Annotated in this window: 13 protein-coding genes; 7 read left to right on the top strand and 6 right to left on the bottom strand. The window is 67.5% G+C overall.

What is annotated here, in order from left to right; genetic code table 11:
- Nucleotides 1–60 precede the first annotated feature (60 nt).
- The 3 genes from AC1U2B_RS28160 to AC1U2B_RS28150 all read left to right on the top strand — a co-directional run bounded on the left by AC1U2B_RS28160 (nt 61) and on the right by AC1U2B_RS28150 (nt 2,646).
- Nucleotides 61–1,242 (top strand): acetyl-CoA C-acetyltransferase, encoded by a 1,182-nt coding sequence (locus tag AC1U2B_RS28160; RefSeq protein WP_480219378.1) that lies wholly within the window; start codon nt 61–63, stop codon nt 1,240–1,242.
- Nucleotides 1,243–1,373: 131 nt separating this feature from the next.
- Complete coding sequence (locus tag AC1U2B_RS28155) at nt 1,374–1,733, top strand: DUF3817 domain-containing protein (RefSeq protein ID WP_260940124.1); 360 nt, start codon at nt 1,374–1,376, stop codon at nt 1,731–1,733.
- A gap of 13 nt (nt 1,734–1,746) precedes the next feature.
- Entirely contained in the window at nt 1,747–2,646 is a 900-nt protein-coding gene (locus AC1U2B_RS28150) for a tetratricopeptide repeat protein (protein ID WP_480219377.1), read from the top strand.
- Between the two features lie 51 nt (nt 2,647–2,697).
- On the opposite strand, the gene AC1U2B_RS28145 is transcribed toward AC1U2B_RS28150, so the two are convergent.
- A complete protein-coding gene (locus AC1U2B_RS28145) occupies nt 2,698–3,531 on the bottom strand; it encodes an alpha/beta fold hydrolase (protein ID WP_480219376.1) in 834 nt (277 codons plus the stop codon).
- Nucleotides 3,532–3,574: 43 nt separating this feature from the next.
- On the opposite strand from AC1U2B_RS28145, the gene AC1U2B_RS28140 reads away from it, so the two are divergent.
- Nucleotides 3,575–4,162 (top strand): TetR/AcrR family transcriptional regulator, encoded by a 588-nt coding sequence (locus tag AC1U2B_RS28140; RefSeq protein ID WP_480219375.1) that lies wholly within the window; start codon nt 3,575–3,577, stop codon nt 4,160–4,162.
- A gap of 93 nt (nt 4,163–4,255) precedes the next feature.
- Here AC1U2B_RS28140 and glgB read toward each other — a convergent pair whose 3' ends face one another.
- Nucleotides 4,256–6,439, bottom strand: a complete 2,184-nt coding sequence (gene glgB, locus AC1U2B_RS28135) for a 1,4-alpha-glucan branching protein GlgB (protein ID WP_480219374.1) — start codon at nt 6,437–6,439, stop codon at nt 4,256–4,258.
- Nucleotides 6,436–8,502, bottom strand: a complete 2,067-nt coding sequence (locus AC1U2B_RS28130) for an alpha-1,4-glucan--maltose-1-phosphate maltosyltransferase (RefSeq protein ID WP_480219373.1) — start codon at nt 8,500–8,502, stop codon at nt 6,436–6,438. Before AC1U2B_RS28130 ends, glgB begins: the two co-directional genes overlap by 4 nt.
- Before the next feature lie 149 nt (nt 8,503–8,651).
- On the opposite strand from AC1U2B_RS28130, the gene glgP reads away from it, so the two are divergent.
- Entirely contained in the window at nt 8,652–11,270 is a 2,619-nt protein-coding gene (gene glgP, locus AC1U2B_RS28125; RefSeq protein WP_480219372.1) for an alpha-glucan family phosphorylase, read from the top strand.
- Nucleotides 11,267–12,112, top strand: coding sequence for a virginiamycin B lyase family protein (locus tag AC1U2B_RS28120; protein WP_480219371.1), 846 nt, complete (start codon nt 11,267–11,269; stop codon nt 12,110–12,112). Before glgP ends, AC1U2B_RS28120 begins: the two co-directional genes overlap by 4 nt.
- Here the strand turns inward: AC1U2B_RS28120 and AC1U2B_RS28115 are convergent.
- On the bottom strand, nt 12,109–13,323 hold the full coding sequence (locus AC1U2B_RS28115; RefSeq protein WP_480219370.1) for an FAD-dependent oxidoreductase: 1,215 nt from the start codon (nt 13,321–13,323) through the stop codon (nt 12,109–12,111). The two genes, AC1U2B_RS28120 and AC1U2B_RS28115, sit on opposite strands and share 4 nt — an antisense overlap.
- 102 nt (nt 13,324–13,425) lie before the next feature.
- Here AC1U2B_RS28115 and AC1U2B_RS28110 point away from each other — a divergent pair, with 102 nt between their 5' ends.
- Nucleotides 13,426–13,875, top strand: a complete 450-nt coding sequence (locus AC1U2B_RS28110; RefSeq protein ID WP_480219369.1) for a MarR family winged helix-turn-helix transcriptional regulator — start codon at nt 13,426–13,428, stop codon at nt 13,873–13,875.
- A 162-nt stretch (nt 13,876–14,037) separates the two neighbouring features.
- On the opposite strand, the gene AC1U2B_RS28105 is transcribed toward AC1U2B_RS28110, so the two are convergent.
- Both AC1U2B_RS28105 and AC1U2B_RS28100 read right to left on the bottom strand, forming a co-directional pair.
- Nucleotides 14,038–16,035 (bottom strand): ATP-dependent DNA helicase, encoded by a 1,998-nt coding sequence (locus AC1U2B_RS28105; RefSeq protein ID WP_043394559.1) that lies wholly within the window; start codon nt 16,033–16,035, stop codon nt 14,038–14,040.
- Nucleotides 16,032–17,318 carry a nicotinate phosphoribosyltransferase gene (locus AC1U2B_RS28100; protein ID WP_480219368.1) on the bottom strand — a complete coding sequence of 429 codons (1,287 nt, stop codon included), beginning with the start codon at nt 17,316–17,318 and terminating at the stop codon, nt 16,032–16,034. Before AC1U2B_RS28100 ends, AC1U2B_RS28105 begins: the two co-directional genes overlap by 4 nt.
- Nucleotides 17,319–17,330: the final 12 nt, after the last annotated feature.

Here is a 17,330-nt window from a genome sequence, read left to right as displayed (position 1 = left end):
CCGAATTTGCGCCTGTGTGATCGGCCACATTAGCCGTTACAGATTTGTTGGAGGATGGAAATGACGACCTCGGTAATTGTTGCCGGAGCCCGCACTCCGGTGGGCAAGCTGATGGGTTCGCTGAAGGATTTCTCGGGTAGCGACCTGGGTGCCGTCGCGATCAAGGGCGCGCTGGCAAAGGCTGGCGTCGACGCCTCGCTGGTCGATTACGTGATCATGGGCCAGGTCCTGACCGCCGGTGCCGGCCAGATGCCGGCGCGTCAGTCGGCCGTCGGCGCGGGCATTCCGTGGGACGTGCCCGCGCTGACCATCAACAAGATGTGCCTGTCGGGCATCGACGCCATCGCCCTTGCTGACCAGCTGATTCGCGCCGGTGAGTTCGAGGTCGTGGTGGCCGGCGGCCAGGAGTCCATGAGCCAGGCCCCGCACCTGCTGCCCAAGAGCCGTGAGGGCTACAAGTACGGCAACGTGACCGCGCTCGACCACCTCGCCTACGACGGTCTGCACGACGTTTTCACCGACCAGCCGATGGGTGCCCTGACCGAGCAGCGCAACGATCAGGACAACTTCACCCGCGCCCAGCAGGACGAGTTCGCCGCACAGTCGCACCAGAAGGCCGCGGCTGCATGGAAGGACGGCGTGTACGCCGACGAGGTCGTGCCGGTGTCGATCCCGCAGCGCAAGGGCGACCCGATCGAGTTCGCCGAGGACGAGGGCATCCGCGGCAACACCACCGCCGAGTCGCTGGGCGGCCTGAAGCCGGCCTTCCGCAAGGACGGCACCATCACCGCCGGTTCGTCGTCGCAGATCTCCGACGGCGCGTGTGCCGTCGTGGTGATGAGCAAGGCCAAGGCCGAGTCGCTGGGTCTGACCTGGCTGTGCGAGATCGGCGCGCACGGCGTCGTCGCCGGCCCGGATTCGACGCTGCAGAGCCAGCCCGCCAACGCCATCAAGAAGGCCGTCGAGCGTGAGGGCATCACCGTCGATCAGCTGGACGTCATCGAGATCAACGAAGCCTTCGCGGCGGTGTCGCTGGCCTCGACCAAGGAACTCGGCGTCGACGGAGCCAAGGTGAACGTCAACGGTGGCGCCATCGCCATCGGCCACCCGATCGGCATGTCCGGTGCCCGGATCACCCTGCATGCGGCGCTGGAACTGGCCCGCAAGGGTTCGGGTTACGCCGTCGCGGCACTGTGCGGCGCCGGTGGTCAGGGCGATGCCCTGATCCTGCGTCGTCCGTAGTTTTCGCGGCACCGACATGACGCTTGCTGACGGATTTCTGCCGATTTTCGTCATCAACCGTCATCTCGGCGGCGAAGAGGTGTGAACTACGCCTCGTAGTAGTCAGCCCGTCACTCGGGCACAATGGCGCCATGAACGCTGTTGTGCCCCGGGTGGCGGGCTGGTTTCGTTTGATCGCTCTGGCTGAGGCCGTCAGCTGGGTCGGGCTGCTGACCGGCATGTACTTCAAGTACCTCGGTACGCCCCGCACCGAGATCGGCGTGCAGATCTTCGGCATGGTCCACGGAATCGTGTTTCTGGCGTTCCTGGCCACCGGACTGATCGTCGGCTGGGCGGCGCGTTGGTCGCTGCTGACCTGGGTGTCGGCGGCGGTGGCCAGCATCGTGCCGCTGGCCAGCGTGATCTTCCTGCGCTGGGCCGAGCGCAACGGGGCCCTGGCCGTCGGGGCCGCTGCCACCGAGGCCGAACCGGAGGCATCGGCCGTCGCGTGACAGACTGGACAGCGTGACTCGTCCGCGTCCTTTTGGTCCCGCGCTGTCCGGTGCGGTCGACCTGTCCGCGCTCAAGAACCGTCCCGCCGAAGGCGCTGCCGCGGCTGGTGGCGCACCCGATGGTGCTCCCGGCGGCATCGAAATCACCGAGGCCAATCTCGAAGCCGAGGTGCTGATCCGCTCGGGTGAGGTGCCGGTCGTCGTGCTGCTGTGGTCGCCGCGCAGCGACTCGAGCGTTCAGCTGGGGCAGACGCTGTCCGCGCTGGCTGCCGAGGACGGTGGCACATGGTCGTTCGGCACGGTCAACGTCGACACCGCACCGCGCATCGCGCAGATGTTCGGCATTCAGGGCGTCCCGACCGTCGTCGCCCTGGCCGGTGGGCAGCCGATCACCAGCTTCGAGGGCGGCCAGCCCGCTGACCAGCTGCGGCGCTGGGTGGACTCGCTGTTGCAGGCGACCGCCGGCAAGCTGGGCGGTGGCGCCGAGGGCGAGGAGGAGCAGGTCGACCCCGCGCTCGCGCAGGCCCGAGAGCTCCTCGACAGCGGTGACTTTGACGGCGCATTGGCCGCCTACCAGGCGATCCTCGACGCCGACCCGGCGCACGTCGAAGCCAAGGGCGCCGTCCGGCAGATCGCGTTTCTGCAGCGCGCGTCGGCGCAGCGTCCGGAGGCCGTGCGTCTCGCCGACGCCTCGCCCGACGACATCGACCTGGCCTTCGCCGCCGCCGACGTACAGCTGTTCCAGCGCGACGTCGACGGTGCCTTCAACCGGCTGATCGCGCTCGTCAAGAAGACCGCGGGCGACGACCGGACCCGCGTGCGCACCCGGCTCATCGAGTTGTTCGAGCTGTTCGACCCCGCCGACCCCGAGGTCATCGCCGGCCGGCGCAACCTCGCCAACGCGCTCTACTGACCTCCCGCGAGCAGACATAAAACTGTCGATTTTGGCTTGAAATCGACAGTTTTATGTCTGCTCGCGGGAAGCGGTGACCGAAGCCCAGAAGTCTGTGACGGCCTGAACGATCGCGGTGGTATCGACGAGTAGTGGGCCGACGTGTCCGGCTCCGGTGAGGGGCACGACGCGGGCGTCGGGCATGGTGTCGGCGGCGGCCTGGGCGGCCGCGGGGGACCAACCCTGATCACCGAGATCGCCGGTCATCAGCAGCGTCGGGACGCTGACGGCAGGGAGACTATTGGTCAACGCGTGCCAGCGGTGCATGAATCGGATTGTGCGTCTTACTGATTCGCGGTCCATTGCCCGGAATGCGGCTTTGAGTTCGGCGGCTTGGTCGGGATGGGTGGCGCCGGCGCCACCGAGGAGAACGTCGAACAGCACGTTGGTCAACGGGGGATTGGGGCCGACCAGCCGGTAGGCCGCGGCCAGCGGATACGTCTGGGTCCAGCGCTGGCGTCGGCTGACGGGCGTGACCGGTGCCGCGATGGTGGTCAGGCTGCGCAGCCGGTGCGGCTGTGTTGTCGCCAGCGTGATGCCGACGTGGCCGCCCCAGGCGTTGCCGATCCAGTCGACCACATCGAGGCCGAGCGCATCGAGTACTTCGCCTGCGGCACAGGCGCATTCAGCGAGAGTGAAGTCTCGGCGTATCGGGCTGCTCGCGCCGTATCCCGGTCCATCGATCGTCACCACCTGGCGCTGGACGGCCAGGCTGTCGACGAGCGAACCCCAACTGCGCGAGTCGACCCAGAGGCTGTGCCACAAGACGGCGGGAGGTCCGGTTCCGGTGCGCCGCACGTGCAGATCGCCGAGGCGGGTGGGGACGTGCGCGTCGAGTGTCGTCATGGCGACCTCCATACAGTCTGTATGCTGATACCATACAACTTGTATGGTCACGGTCAAGGGGGATTCGCGGGAGCGGCTCATCGCAGTCGCCACCGAGCTGTTCGGTGAGCAGGGCTATCACCAGACCGGTACCGAGGAGATCGTCCGCCGCAGCGGCGTGACCCGCGGCTCGCTCTATCACCATTTCGCGGACAAGGGAGCGCTGTTCGAGGAAGTCTTCGACCGCGCCGACCAGGTTGTGAGTGCCCGGGTTCGCGCGGCCGCTGCGGCGGCTGCCGAACAGGGGAAGGACGCGTGGTCGGTGTTCCTTGCCGGCTGGGATGCAGCGCTGGACACCGCGGTTGACGCGCCGCTGCAGCGCATCCGCGTGGTCGACGCGCCCGCCGTACTCGGCTGGCAGAAATGGCAGGAGCGCAACGCGCGGTACACCCTGGCCAATATCGAAGCCGGTCTCGTCACCCTGCTGGAGCAGGGTGTGCTTGCGCCGCAGCCGATTTCACCGTTGGCAGTGCTGCTGATGGGACTCAGCAATCAAGCCGTCGCGGCAATCGCGGGGGCGCCGGATCCGGTCCGGGCGCGCCGCGACATCGGTGCCGCGCTGCGTCGTCTCCTCGACGGCCTGCGCACCTGACTTCGCGAGCAGTCCCCCAGAGGGAGGTGCCCCCAACAAAACTGTCGATTTCGTCTTGAAATCGACAGTTTTACGTCTGCTCGCGGACGAACGCTAGGCGGGCTTGAGCCAGAGGGCCGACATGGGCGGGAGCACCAGGACGGCGGAGGCGGGACGGCCGTGCCAGGGCTCGTCGGTGGCCTCGACCGCGCCCATGTTGCCCGCGCCCGCACCGTTGTAGACCGTGGCGTCGGTGTTCAGCAGCTCGTGCCAGGTCCCGGCGTGCGGCAGGCCCAGTCGGTACTGCGCATGCTCGCTGCCGGAGAAGTTGAAGATGCAGGCGATGGACGACCCGTCGTCGCCGAACCGCAGGAAGCTCAGCACGTTGTTGTTGGAGTCGTTGGCGTCGATCCACGAGTAGCCCTCGGGGCTGCTGTCGCGGGACCATAGCGCGCGGTTCTCGCGGTAGATGCCGTTGATGTCGCGGACCAGCTGCTGCACACCGGTGGAGAAGCTGTGCTCGCCGAGCTGGAACCAATCGAGCCCGCGTTCCTCGGACCACTCGGCGCGCTGGCCGAATTCCTGTCCCATGAACAGCAATTGCTTGCCCGGGTGTGCCCACTGATAGGCGAGCAGCTGACGCAGGCCGGCCGCTTTGGCGTGGTCGTCGCCGGGCATCCGGGTCCACAGAGTGCCTTTGCCGTGCACGACTTCGTCGTGGCTGATCGGCAGCACGTAGTGCTCGCTGTAGGCGTACAGCATCGAGAACGTCATTTCGTGGTGGTGATAGCTGCGGTGCACCGGATCGTGGCTGATGTAGTCCAGGGTGTCGTTCATCCACCCCATGTTCCACTTCATCGAGAAGCCAAGGCCGCCAAGGTTTGTCGGCCGGGTGACGCCGGGCCACGAGGTGGATTCCTCGGCGACGGTGACGATGCCGGGCACCAGCTTGTGGACGGTGGCGTTCATCTCCTGCAGGAACTGCACGGCCTCGAGGTTCTCGCGGCCGCCGTAGATGTTGGGGGTCCAACCGCCTTCGGGGCGGGAATAGTCGAGGTACAGCATGGAGGCGACGGCGTCGACGCGCAGGCCGTCGATGTGGAATTCTTCGAGCCAGTACAGCGCGTTGGCCACCAGGAAGTTGCGGACCTCGTTCCGGCCGAAGTCGAAAACGTAGGTGCCCCAGTCGAGTTGCTCGCCGCGGCGTGGATCGGCGTGTTCGTACAGCGGGGTGCCGTCGAAGCGGCCCAGCGCCCACGAGTCCTTGGGGAAGTGTGCGGGCACCCAGTCCACGATCACGCCGATGCCGGCCCGGTGCAATGTGTCGACCAGGTACCGGAAGTCGTCGGGCGTGCCGAGCCGTGACGTCGGCGCGTAGTACGACGTCACCTGGTAACCCCAGGAGCCGCCGTACGGGTGCTCGGCCACCGGCAACAGCTCGACGTGCGTGAAGCCCTGCGCCACCACGTATTCGGTGAGCTCGACGGCCAGTTCCCGGTAGCTCAACCCCGGTCGCCAGGACATGAGATGCACCTCGTAGGTGCTCATGGGCTCGACGATCGGGTTGAACGTAGCGCGGGCGGTCATCCAGGTGTCGTCGTGCCAGACATAGGAACTGACAAAGGTTTTCGACGCGGTCAGCGGCGGCACCTCGGTGCTGAAGGCCATCGGGTCGGCGCGATCGGTGACGGCGCCGTTGGTGCCGTTGCCGCCGTGGATCCGGAACTTGTAGAGGCTGTCGGCCTCGAATCCCGGCCAGAACAGCTCCCACACCCCGGACGAGCCCAGTGCCCGCATCGGGGCCTCGCTGCCGTCCCAGTGGTTGAAGTCGCCGATCAGGTTGACGCCCTTGGCGTTCGGCGCCCACACCGCGAACGAGAATCCCTCGACCACGCCGTCTGGTGTGGTGAACGAACGGGGTTGTGCGCCAAGGATTTCCCACAGCCGTTCGTGGCGGCCCTCGGCAAGCAGGTGCAGGTCCATGTCGCCGAGCGTCGGCAGGAAGCGGTAGGGGTCGGCGGTGGAATGCACGACGTCGCCCGGGTACTCGACCTCGAAGCGGTAGTCGGCCAGCTTGGTGAACGGCACCTCGACCGCGAACAGGCCGCCCTCGACGGTCTTCATCGGATAGCGCTTCGTGCCGATCAGCGCCGTGACTCCGGTGGCGTGCGGCCGCAGCGCCCGGATGACGGTGTTCTTGCCGTACTCATGTGCACCCAGAATCGAATGCGGGTCGTGGTGCTCGCCGGCCAGCAGCCGGGCCAGTTCGGCGACGGGTGGCCGGAGATGGCTCGTCACGGTTGCCTCCGCAGGAGGTTCAGCCGTTTGTCGTACGGGATTTGCGGCATGTTCAGTACGTGGGCTACCGCTTTGCCCGGGTCCAGTCGCACGTAATTCGATGCGCCCCATTGGTATTCCTCACCGGTGATCTCGTCGCGCACCCAGAACCGGTCGTGCTCGTCCATGCCGAGGGCGCCCATGTCCAGCCACAGCGTTGCCTGCTCGGGGCCGAATGCGTTGAGCGTCAACACCACAAGGACGGTGTCGCCGGTGACGGGGTCGAACTTGCTGTACGCCAACATCGAGTCGTTGTCGGCGTGATGGAACTTGATGGTGCGCAATTGGCTGAGCGCGGGGTGCACCCGCCGGATCTCGTTGAGCCGGGTCAGCAGCGGCTCGAGGGACCGGCCGCCGGCCAGAGCGGCCTCGAATTCGCGTGGCCGCAACTGGTATTTCTCGGAGTCCAGGTACTCCTCGCTGCCCTCGCGAACTGCCAGGTGCTCGAACAGTTCGTAGCCGGAGTACACGCCCCAGGACGAGCTCAGGGTGGCGGCCAGCACCGCCCGGATCGCGAACATGCCTGGGCCGCAATGCTGCAGGCCGGCATGCAGGATGTCGGGGGTGTTGACGAACAGGTTGGGCCGGTAGAAGTCGGCGTACTCGGCGATCTGCTGACCGAATTCGGTGATCTCCCACTTGAAGTTGCGCCAGGTGAAGTACGTGTACGACTGCGTGAAGCCGAGTTTCGCGAGCCCGTAGAGCCGGGCCGGGCGGGTGAACGCCTCGGACAGGAACAGCACGTCGGGGTCGATGTTCTTGGCCTGGGCGATGAGCCAGGCCCAGAAGTTCGCCGGCTTGGTGTGCGGATTGTCGACGCGGAAGATCTTGACGCCGTGCGACATCCAGAACTTGACCACGCGCAGCACTTCGTCGTACAGGCCGGCCGGATCGTTGTCGAAGTTCAGCGGGTAGATGTCCTGGTACTTCTTCGGCGGATTCTCGGCGTACGCGATGGTGCCGTCGGGCAGCACGGTGAACCACTCCGGGTGGTCCTTGGCCCACGGGTGGTCCGGCGCGCATTGCAGCGCCAGGTCGAGCGCCACCTCCAAGCCGTTGTCGCGGGCAGCGGCGACCATGTCGTCGAACTCGGCGATGGTGCCCAGAGCCGGGTGCACCGCGTCGTGGCCGCCTTCGTCGCTGCCGATGGCCCAGGGAGAGCCGACGTCGCCGGGCGCCGCGGTCACGTTGTTGTTCGGGCCCTTGCGGTGCACTTTGCCGATCGGGTGCACCGGCGGCAGGTACAACACGTCGAATCCCATTGCGGCAACCCGCGGAATGGCCTTGGCGGTCGTGGCGAACGTGCCGTGCACCGGCTGACCATCGGCATCCCAGCCGCCGGTGGAGCGGGGGAAGAGCTCGTACCAGGCGCTGAACCGGGCCCGCGGTCGGTCGACCCAGATGCCGTATTGCTCTCCGCGAGTGACCAATTCACGCAATGGGTACTTGCGCAGCAGGTCGGTGACGTCGGGTGCGAGGGCTGCTCCGGCGCGGATGAACGGGTCGCCTTCCTCCCGGAGCCGACGCGCGGCGGCGAGCAGTGGGGCGCGGTCGTCCTGGGGGACGGCCGTCGCGGCGCGCTCCAGCAGCCCCGCACCGATCAGCAGGTCATTGGACAGCTCCGCCTCGCTCTGGCCGGCGTCGAGCTTGGCGGTGATGGCGTGGCGCCACGTCGCGATGGGGTCGCCCCAGCCGTCGACGCGGAACGTCCACAGCCCGACCGCATCGGGCGTGAACTGGCCGTGGAACACGTCGGGCGTATAGCCCGGCGCCATGGGCATGCGGGTCGGCTTGACCTTGGCCCGCGACGGGGCCGGCGCCGGCGTCGCGCCCGGCGGGGTGTCAGCGAGCTGCGGGTAGACCGGGCCGTGGTAGCGCACCACCAGCGTTGCGGCGACGGCGTCGTGGCCTTCGCGCCACACGGTGGCGCTGATCGGAACCACTTCGCCGACCACGGCCTTGGCGGGATATCGACCTGCGGACACCACTGGTGCGACGTCGTCGATCTCGATCCGACCGGCCACCAAATCACTCCTTACCCGGGACTACGGGACTACGCATACCCACCGTAGTAGCCCATGACACCCGATGGGCAGTGACCAGTTGGATGGGCATCTGGGCTGTCACCGAACTGACCCTGCATACGCAAGAAATGTCAGTAAGGTTGGCTCGTGTGAAAGCCCTCCGCCGGTTCACCGTCCGTGCCCACCTGCCCGAACGCCTCGCCGCTCTGGAGCGGCTGTCCATCAACCTGCGCTGGTCCTGGCACACGCCGACCCAGGAGCTGTTCGCGGAGATCGATCCGGCGCTGTGGGAACAGGTCGGCGCCGACCCTGTGGCGTTGCTCGGGGCGGTCAGCCCGGCGCGTCTCGATGAGCTGGCGGCCGACGACGACTTCGTCGGCCGGGTGAACCACCGGGCCACCGATCTGGACAGCTATTTGAGCCGGCCGCTGTGGTACCAGGAGCAGGCCGACCATGCGCTGGACGGCGGTCCCGCGATGCCGAAGGGCATCGCGTACTTCTCCATGGAGTTCGGTGTCGCGGAGGTCCTGCCGAACTACTCGGGCGGTCTGGGCATCCTCGCGGGCGATCACCTCAAGTCGGCGTCGGACCTCGGGCTGCCGTTGATCGCGGTGGGGCTGTACTACCGGTCCGGCTATTTCAAGCAGTCGCTGACGGCCGACGGCTGGCAGAACGAGAACTATCCGTCGTTCGATCCGCAGGGTCTGCCGCTGCGGCTGCTGACTTGGGCCGACGGCCAGCCGGCGCTGGTGTCGCTGAACCTGCCGGAATCGCAGGTGCTGCGGGCGCGGGTATGGGTGGCGCAGGTCGGACGAGTTCCGTTGCTGCTGCTCGATTCTGACATCCCCGAGAATGATCATGAGCTGCGCTCGGTGACCGACCGGCTCTACGGCGGCGACCAGGAACACCGGATCAAGCAGGAGCTGCTCGCCGGCATCGGCGGCATCCGCGCGATCCGGGCGTTCACCGAGATCGAGGGCATCGACGCGCCCGAGGTCTACCACATGAACGAAGGCCACGCGGGTTTCCTTGGCGTGGAACGTATTCGGGAGTACATCAGCGGGTCTGGGCTGGATTTCGAGACCGCGTGGACGGTGGTGCGGTCGTCGACGGTCTTCACCACCCACACCCCGGTGCCGGCCGGTATCGACCGGTTCCCGGTGCAGATGGTGCGCCGGTACTTCGATGACACCGTCGCCTCGCCGCTGCTGCCTGAGGTGCCGCTGTACCGGGTGGTCGCGTTCGGCGCGGAGGACGACCCGGAGAAATTCAACATGGCGCACATGGGTTTACGGCTCGCGCAGCGGGCCAACGGGGTGTCACTGCTGCACGGCCGGGTCAGCCGCGGCATGTTCAACGAGTTGTGGCCGGGCTTCGACCAGTCGGAGGTGCCGATCGGGTCGATCACCAACGGGGTGCACGCGCCGACCTGGGCGGCGCCGCAATGGCTGGAGTTGGGCCGCGAGCTGGTCGGCGTGGAAGGAATGGCGGCCGTCGATCAGGCGGCAGGGGAGCCGCAGTTGTGGCAGCGGTTGCACGACGTCGATCCCGGTCACCTGTGGTGGATTCGGTCGCAGCTGCGCGAGATGCTCGTCGCCGACGTGCGGGCCCGGCTGCGCCGCTCGTGGCTGGAGCGCGGTGCCACGGAGGCCGAACTCGGTTGGATTGCAAACGCTTTCGATCCCTCGGTGTTGACCATCGGCTTCGCCCGCCGGGTGCCCACCTACAAGCGGCTGACGTTGATGCTGCGTGACCCGGAGCGGCTGGAGCGGCTGCTGCTGGACGAGTCGCGGCCGTTGCAGTTGATCGTCGCGGGCAAGTCACACCCGGCCGACGAGGGCGGCAAGGCGCTGATCCAGCAGGTGGTGAAGTTCGCCGACCGGCCCGAGGTGCGACACCGGATCGCGTTCCTGCCGGACTACGACATGTCGATGGCGCGACTGCTGTACTGGGGCTGCGATGTGTGGCTCAACAACCCGCTGCGTCCACTGGAGGCGTGTGGCACGTCGGGCATGAAGAGCGCGCTCAACGGCGGGCTGAACCTCTCGATCCGCGACGGCTGGTGGGATGAGTGGTACGACGGCGAAAACGGTTGGGAAATCCCGACTGCCGACGGCGTCACCGACGAGACGCGCCGCGACGACCTCGAAGCAGCGGCGTTGTACGACCTGATGCAGAACTCGGTGGCACCGAAGTTCTACGAGCGCAACGAGAACGGCGTGCCGATGCGCTGGGTGGAGATGGTGCGGCACACGCTGCAGTCCCTGGGACCCAAGGTGCTGGCATCGCGGATGGTGCGCGACTACACCGAGAAGTACTACGCGCCTGCGGCACAGTCGTTCCGGCGCACGGTCGAGCCGGTCGACGGGGTGCCGTACGGTGCGGCCCGCTCGCTGGCGGCCTATCGGCAGCGGGTGACGGAGGCCTGGCCGAAGATCCAGATCACCGACGTGGACAGCTTCGGGCTGCCCGATACGCCGCTGCTGGGTTCGGAGTTGTCGCTGACTGCCACCGTGCAGCTGGCGGGGCTGCGCACCGATGAGGTTGTGGTGCAAGCGGTTCTGGGTCGGGTCGATGCCGGCGACCAGTTGGTGGACCCGGTGACGGTGCCGATGGCGCACACCAGTTCCGGTGAGGGCGGCGTCGAGGTGTTCTCCGCGACCACGCCGCTGCCGGTGGCGGGCCCGGTCGGGTACACCGTGCGAGTGTTGCCGCACAACGCATTACTGGCCGCTGACAACGAGCTCGGGCTGGTCACGCTGGCGTGAGTGCACTGACTGTTGCGGTCGATGGCGGACCGTACGCGCTGGCGGCTGGTCCGGATGGCGCGATGTGGGTGACATTGGTGTCGGCGGGTTCGGTGGCCCGGATCGACGCGCGCGGTGAGGTGCGGCTGTTCGAGGTCGGTGTCGACAGCCGGCCGATGCAGATCTGCGCGGGACCCGACGGGGCCATGTGGTTCACCTGTTCCGGAACAGACCAGCTGGGCCGGATCGCCGGTGACGGTGCGCTGACGTTCGTCGAATTGGATTCGGGCAGTGCACCGTTCGGTATCACTGTGGGACCCGACGACGCGGTGTGGTTCACCGCCATGGACGCCGGAACGGTGGGCCGGGTCGGGGCCGATGGCGTGGTCGAGGTGGTTGCCGTGCCTCGCGGGATGCCGTCGATGATCGCCGCTGGCGGGGACGGTGCGCTGTGGTTCACGCTGAATCAGAAGTCCGCCATCGGGCGACTGACTGTCGCTGGTGATCTGTCGATCCGGCCGACACCGACACCGTCGGCGGGGCCGGTCGGCATCTGCGCCACTCACGATGATGCGGTGTGGTTCACGGCAATCGGCGCCGACAAGCTGGGCCGCATCCCGCTCAACGACGCCATCCAGGAACTCGATCTGCCGGGCAAGCCGCACGCGGTGGTCGCCGATGAGGCCGACGGCGTGTGGGTGAGCCTGTGGGGTGCGGACGGAATCGCACGGGTCACCGCCGATGGCGAGGTCTCGACGTTCGATCTACCGCCGGGCAGCGAGCCGCACGGGTTGGCCGTGGACCGTGATGGCGCGCTGTGGGTGGCGTTGGAGTCGGGGTTCGTGGTGCGGCTGCCGGTCTAGGCGGGTACCGGCTGGACGCTGCTGTCGAAGTCGATGTGGTGACCCTGTAGCCACATCATCGAGCGGCCACCATCTTTCGCGCCCTGCCGGAACACCACCGGCAGGATCAGGTCGCGGAGGAACCGTCCGACCGGCCCCGCCGCCTTGCTGTTGGCCGACCGATGGCCGTGCCGGACGATCTTCTCCACCCGGCGCCGGCGCAATGATTCGAATGTCGTGAAGGCCGTTGGGATATCGCGGCAATCGCGCAGGCACTGCGCGAGAATCACGGCGTCCTCGACGGACATCGACGCACCCTGGCCCGCTGACGGTGCGGTGGCGTGGGCGGCGTCGCCGATGATGATCTGATTGCGGTGGTTGTGCCACCGTTTCACCACCGGCAGGTCGTAGGTGGCCCACCCGACCATCGGACCGGGCGCGGCGTCGATGATCTCGTGAGCCGGCCCGACGTCGCCGGACATCAACTGGTGCAGCCAGTTTCGCCACTCGGCATCGGTCATGCCAGACAGCGCGCCGCGTTCGGGTTCGCGGGCCATCGGCGGATTGGCGAACCAGACGGTGCCGCCGTCCGGGGTGGGGAACCAGGCGAAGAAGCAGCGGGTGCCGAACTGCATCCGGAATTCCTGGGGCGGCACATCGACGGTGAAGTTCGGGATGTAGCCACCGACATTGAGTACCGGCACGTAGCGCGGAGCCCGTGCCGCCGGGTCGATTCCGCGGCGTACCGCGGAATGCACACCGTCGCAGCCGATCAGCAGATCACCGGATGCGGCACTGCCGTCGGCAAACTGCGCGTGGACGTGGCCGTCGGAAGTTGTTGTTGCGGAGACGAATTCCTTGCCGTAGCTGTACCGGGCACCACGGGCTGTGGCCAGCGTGTTCAGTTCGCGGTAGAGGTCGGCTCGGCGCATCATGATCGACAGCTGGCCATCCGGGCGTTGTGCGGCCATCGGGATACGCCCCAGTTTCTTGCCGCTGCCGGTGATGAAGCTGATGGTGTCGTTCTGGTAGCCCAGGTTCTCGAGCGGCCCTGCGGCATCGACGGCACGCAGGGCATCCATGCCGTTGGCCTGAAAGTTCAACCACGCGCCGCGGAGATCGGCGCCGGACGGGGAGCGTTCATAGATGTGGGCATCGATACCGATGCGTTGCAGCGCGATGGCCAGGACGGGGCCGGCCACGCCGGCGCCGATGATGAGCGCTTTGGTCATGCCTGTTCCTCGGTTTGTCGCCACCTGGCTCGATGATCAGATAACTTGATTGTCAAGCAATATCCTGAAAGGTGGATCGCTCGATTGTCAAGCGAAAATCCGATGTCTGACCGCTTGGGTACGGCGGTGCAGGGCTACCAGGCCGCGGTCGACGACTTCGACCGCGAGGTCGCGCGCCTGCTCGGCGTCAATGCGACGGATGCACGGTGCCTGGAGATTCTGCTCCAGGAAGCCCCCGACGGCGTCACTCCGCGGGAGCTGGCCGACCAGTTGGGCCTCACCACCGGCAGCGCCACGACGATGCTCGACCGGTTGGAGAAGGTCGGCTACGTGACGCGCTCAGCGCATCCCAGTGACCGGCGCAAGCTCCTGGTCCACGCCACCGCTATCGCGCGGGAGCGTGCTTTCGCTCTCATCGGTCCATTGGTGGCCGAGGGGGAACGCACTTTGCTGAGTCGCTACAACGCCAAACAGCTGGAGCTGATCACCGAATTCCTCACGCGGGCAGCCGAACTGCAGCGCGAACATGTCGCGCGGTTGCGCGGGATGTGAACAACGTCGGGCGTGTCGGCTCTCTCTAGGACATGTGTGGCCCGGACCCGTCACCATGCGATGACATGGTCAGCACATGGTGACAATGTCAGCCACTGCTGACAGCTCCCAGCGCGATGTGGTGGGGAGAGAGCTCCAGCAGCCGCGTCGACGGCGGGCCCGTCAGCTCGACGCAGCCAGCCGCTCCAGCGCGCTGCGCACTCGGACCGGATCGGTGGTCGACCAGTACGGCGGCAGCGACGACTGCAGGAAGCCGCCGTAGCGCGCCGTCGCCATCCGGGAATCCAGGATCGCGATGACGCCGCGATCATTGACGCTGCGCAGGAGGCGCCCGGCGCCCTGCGCCAACAGCAACGCGGCGTGGGACGCGGCCACGGCCATGAAGCCGTTGCCGCCGCGGGCCGCGATGGCGCGCTGGCGTGCGGTCAGCAGTGGATCGTCGGGGCGGGGGAACGGGATTCGGTCGATGATCACCAGCGACAGCGACGGTCCTGGCACGTCGACGCCCTGCCATAGCGACAGCGTGCCGAACAGTGACGTCTCGGCGTCTTCGGTGAAGCGGCGCACCAGAGTTGACGTCGAGTCCTCGCCCTGGCAGAGCACCGGGGTGTCCAGGCGCTCGCGCATGATCTCGGCGGTGGCCTTGGCGGCCCGCATCGACGAGAACAGTCCGAGGGTGCGGCCGCCGGCTGCCGTGATCAGCTCGTAGATCTCGTCGAGTTGTTCCGGAGCAGCGGCGTCACGGCCGGGTGCCGGTAGATGCTTGGCGACGTACAGAATGCCCGACTTGGCATGGGAGAAGGGCGATCCCACGTCCATGCCCTTCCACTTCGGTGGCGTCGCCGTGCTGTCCTCAGGCACCGACAAGCCCCACGCCCGGGCCATCGACTCGAAGCGCCCGCCGATGGTCAGCGTTGCCGATGTCAGCACCGCCGTCACCTCGCCGAAGAGCCGCCCGCGCAGCAGCCCGGCCACTGACAGCGGGGCGACCCGCAGAATGTGTCGCACCGAGCCCCTGGACTCTTCGCGATCCAGCCACACCACGTCATATCGATCGGGGATGGCTGGCACGAACGAATCGATGATGCGGGACGCGGTGTCGCTCAGGTCGGTCAGCGAGGTGACGGCCTCGCTGCGCGCCGCGGCGGCGGTGGGGTCGGACGGCGCGGTATCGATCGCCATCTTGACCTTGTCCGTCGAGTCGCGGACCACCGTCAGGTAGGTGGCCAGCTCGTCGTCGAGCACGTCGATGCGTCCGGCTTCCATGTCGTGGATGGCCGACGACAGTGTGGCGATGGAGGCCTCGAGGCGTTCTGCCAGTTCGGGTTCCACCAGCCGGGCCGCCCGTCGAAGTGTCACGGCCATGGACGTCGCCGACAGTTCGCCGGTGGCCACGCTGGTCACGCGATCCACCAGCTCGTGGGCTTCGTCGACCACCAGCAGTTGGTGCTCGGGCAGGACGTTGACCTCGGAGATGGCGTCGATGGCCAGCAGTGCGTGGTTGGTGACGATGACGTCGACCGCCCCGGCCTTGGCGCGGGCCTTTTCGGCGAAGCAGTCTGTGCCATAAGGGCATCGGGTCGCGCCGATGCATTCGCGCGCGCCCACGCTGACCTGCGACCAGGCTCGGTCCAGCACGCCCGGCACCACCTCGTCGCGGTCACCGCTCTCGGTGTCGGACGACCATTCGATGAGCCGCTTGACGTCGCGGCCCAAGGCCGAGGCGGCGACAGGGTTGAACAGTTCCTCCTGCGGGAGATCCTCGTCGGCCTGCGCTCCGCTGTGAACCTTGTTCAGGCACAGGTAGTTTCCGCGGCCTTTGAGCAAAGCGAACTCGGGCCGGCGGGGCAGATGCGGGGCCAGAGCGTCGGCCAGCCGGGGCAGGTCGCGGTCGACGAGCTGGCGTTGCAGGGCGATGGTGGCCGTCGACACCACGACCGGCTGATTCGACGCCACGGCGTGTGCGATCGACGGCACCAGGTACGCCAACGACTTTCCGGTGCCGGTCCCGGCCTGCACCGCCAGGTGCTCGCCCTTGTCGAAGGCGTGGCCGACGGCTTCGGCCATCTCGATCTGCCCGCTGCGCTCGGCTCCGCCGAGGGCGGATACCGCGATGGACAGCAGCGCGGAAACGTCGGTCGGATCGGTTTTGCGGCTCACGCGCCCACCAGTCGGGTCGGGATGGCCGGCTCGCCGCGGGAGAGTTTGAGCCCATCCCAGGGCAGGCTGCGTAGTCCGGCGGCGACGCGTGCGCGGGCGTCGGCCAGCGACGAGTCGCACACGACGGAGCCCGAACGCACCAGCGGCACCGTCAAGACGCGTCCGTCGTCAACTGGTGGTGTACCAGCCGGGTGCACCACCTCTTCGACGATGGTTCCGGACTCCTTCGCCAACCGCAGTGCGGCCTTGCGTCCACCGTGAGATTCCTTGTGGCTGCTGCGTTTTGCCACCGGCATGCCGTCGACCTCGACCAGCTTGTAGACCATCGACGCCGTCGGCGCACCGGAACCGGTGACCACCGACGTCCCGACGCCGTAGACGTCGACGGGGGCTGCGGCCAGCCCGGAGATCGAGTACTCGTCGAGGTCGCCGGACACCACGATGCGGGTGCCGGTCGCGCCCAACCCGTCGAGCTGGTCGCGGACCTGGCGGGCCATCACGCCGAGGTCGCCGGAGTCGATGCGCACCGCGCCGAGCTCGGGCCCCGCGACGGCGATGGCGTTGGCCACGCCCTGGGTGATGTCGTAGGTGTCCACCAGCAGCGTCGTCCCGACGCCCAACGCGTCGACCTGGGCCCGGAACGCGGCCACCTCGTCGGGACCGGTGGTCGCGGTATGCACCAGGGTGAAGGCGTGCGCGCTGGTACCCAGCGCGGGCACGCCGAACGAGCGCTGCGCCTCCAGGTTCGAGGTGCCGGTGAAGCCGGCGATGTACGCGGCGCGCGCGGAGGCGACCGCGGCCTGCTCATGGGTGCGCCGCGAGCCCATTTCGATCAGCGGCCGACCGACTGCCGCGCTGACCATGCGAGCGGCTGCCGAGGCGATCGCGGTGTCGTGATTGAAGATCGACAGCGCCAGCGTCTCGAGGATCACGCACTCGGCGAACGTGCCGTGGATCGACAGCACCGGCGAATCGGGGAAGTAGAGCTCGCCCTCGGGGTAGCCGTCGATGTCGCCACGGAACTCGTAGTCGGCCAGCCAGCGCAGCGTCTCGGGGTCCAGGAAGTCCAGCGAGGCCAGCGCGTCGTCGTCGAACCGGAACTCGGCGAGCGCGGACAGGAACCGGGCGGTGCCGGCGACCACGCCGTACCGGCGCCCGAACGGCAGTCTCCTGGCAAACACCTCGAACGACGCGCGGCGGTGTGCGGTGCCGTCGCGCAGCGCAGCAGCGAGCATGGTGAGCTCGTATTTGTCGGTCAGCAGAGCTGCGGTCACAGAGCTCACCGTACTGGTTCT

It is taken from the genome of Mycolicibacterium sp. P4_G11 (genome assembly GCF_056555145.1).
This window is presented reverse-complemented; position numbering and strand designations above follow the sequence as displayed.

Bases quoted from the DNA above. Each gene is read 5' to 3' on its own strand.
- AC1U2B_RS28160 (WP_480219378.1), top strand. From the start codon at position 61: ATGACGACCTCGGTAATTGTTGCCGGAGCCCGCACTCCGGTGGGCAAG.
- AC1U2B_RS28155 (WP_260940124.1), top strand. From the start codon at position 1,374: ATGAACGCTGTTGTGCCCCGGGTGGCGGGCTGGTTTCGTTTGATCGCT.
- AC1U2B_RS28145 (WP_480219376.1), bottom strand. From the start codon at position 3,531: ATGACGACACTCGACGCGCACGTCCCCACCCGCCTCGGCGATCTGCAC.
- AC1U2B_RS28140 (WP_480219375.1), top strand. From the start codon at position 3,575: ATGGTCACGGTCAAGGGGGATTCGCGGGAGCGGCTCATCGCAGTCGCC.
- AC1U2B_RS28115 (WP_480219370.1), bottom strand. From the start codon at position 13,323: ATGACCAAAGCGCTCATCATCGGCGCCGGCGTGGCCGGCCCCGTCCTG.
- AC1U2B_RS28110 (WP_480219369.1), top strand. From the start codon at position 13,426: ATGTCTGACCGCTTGGGTACGGCGGTGCAGGGCTACCAGGCCGCGGTC.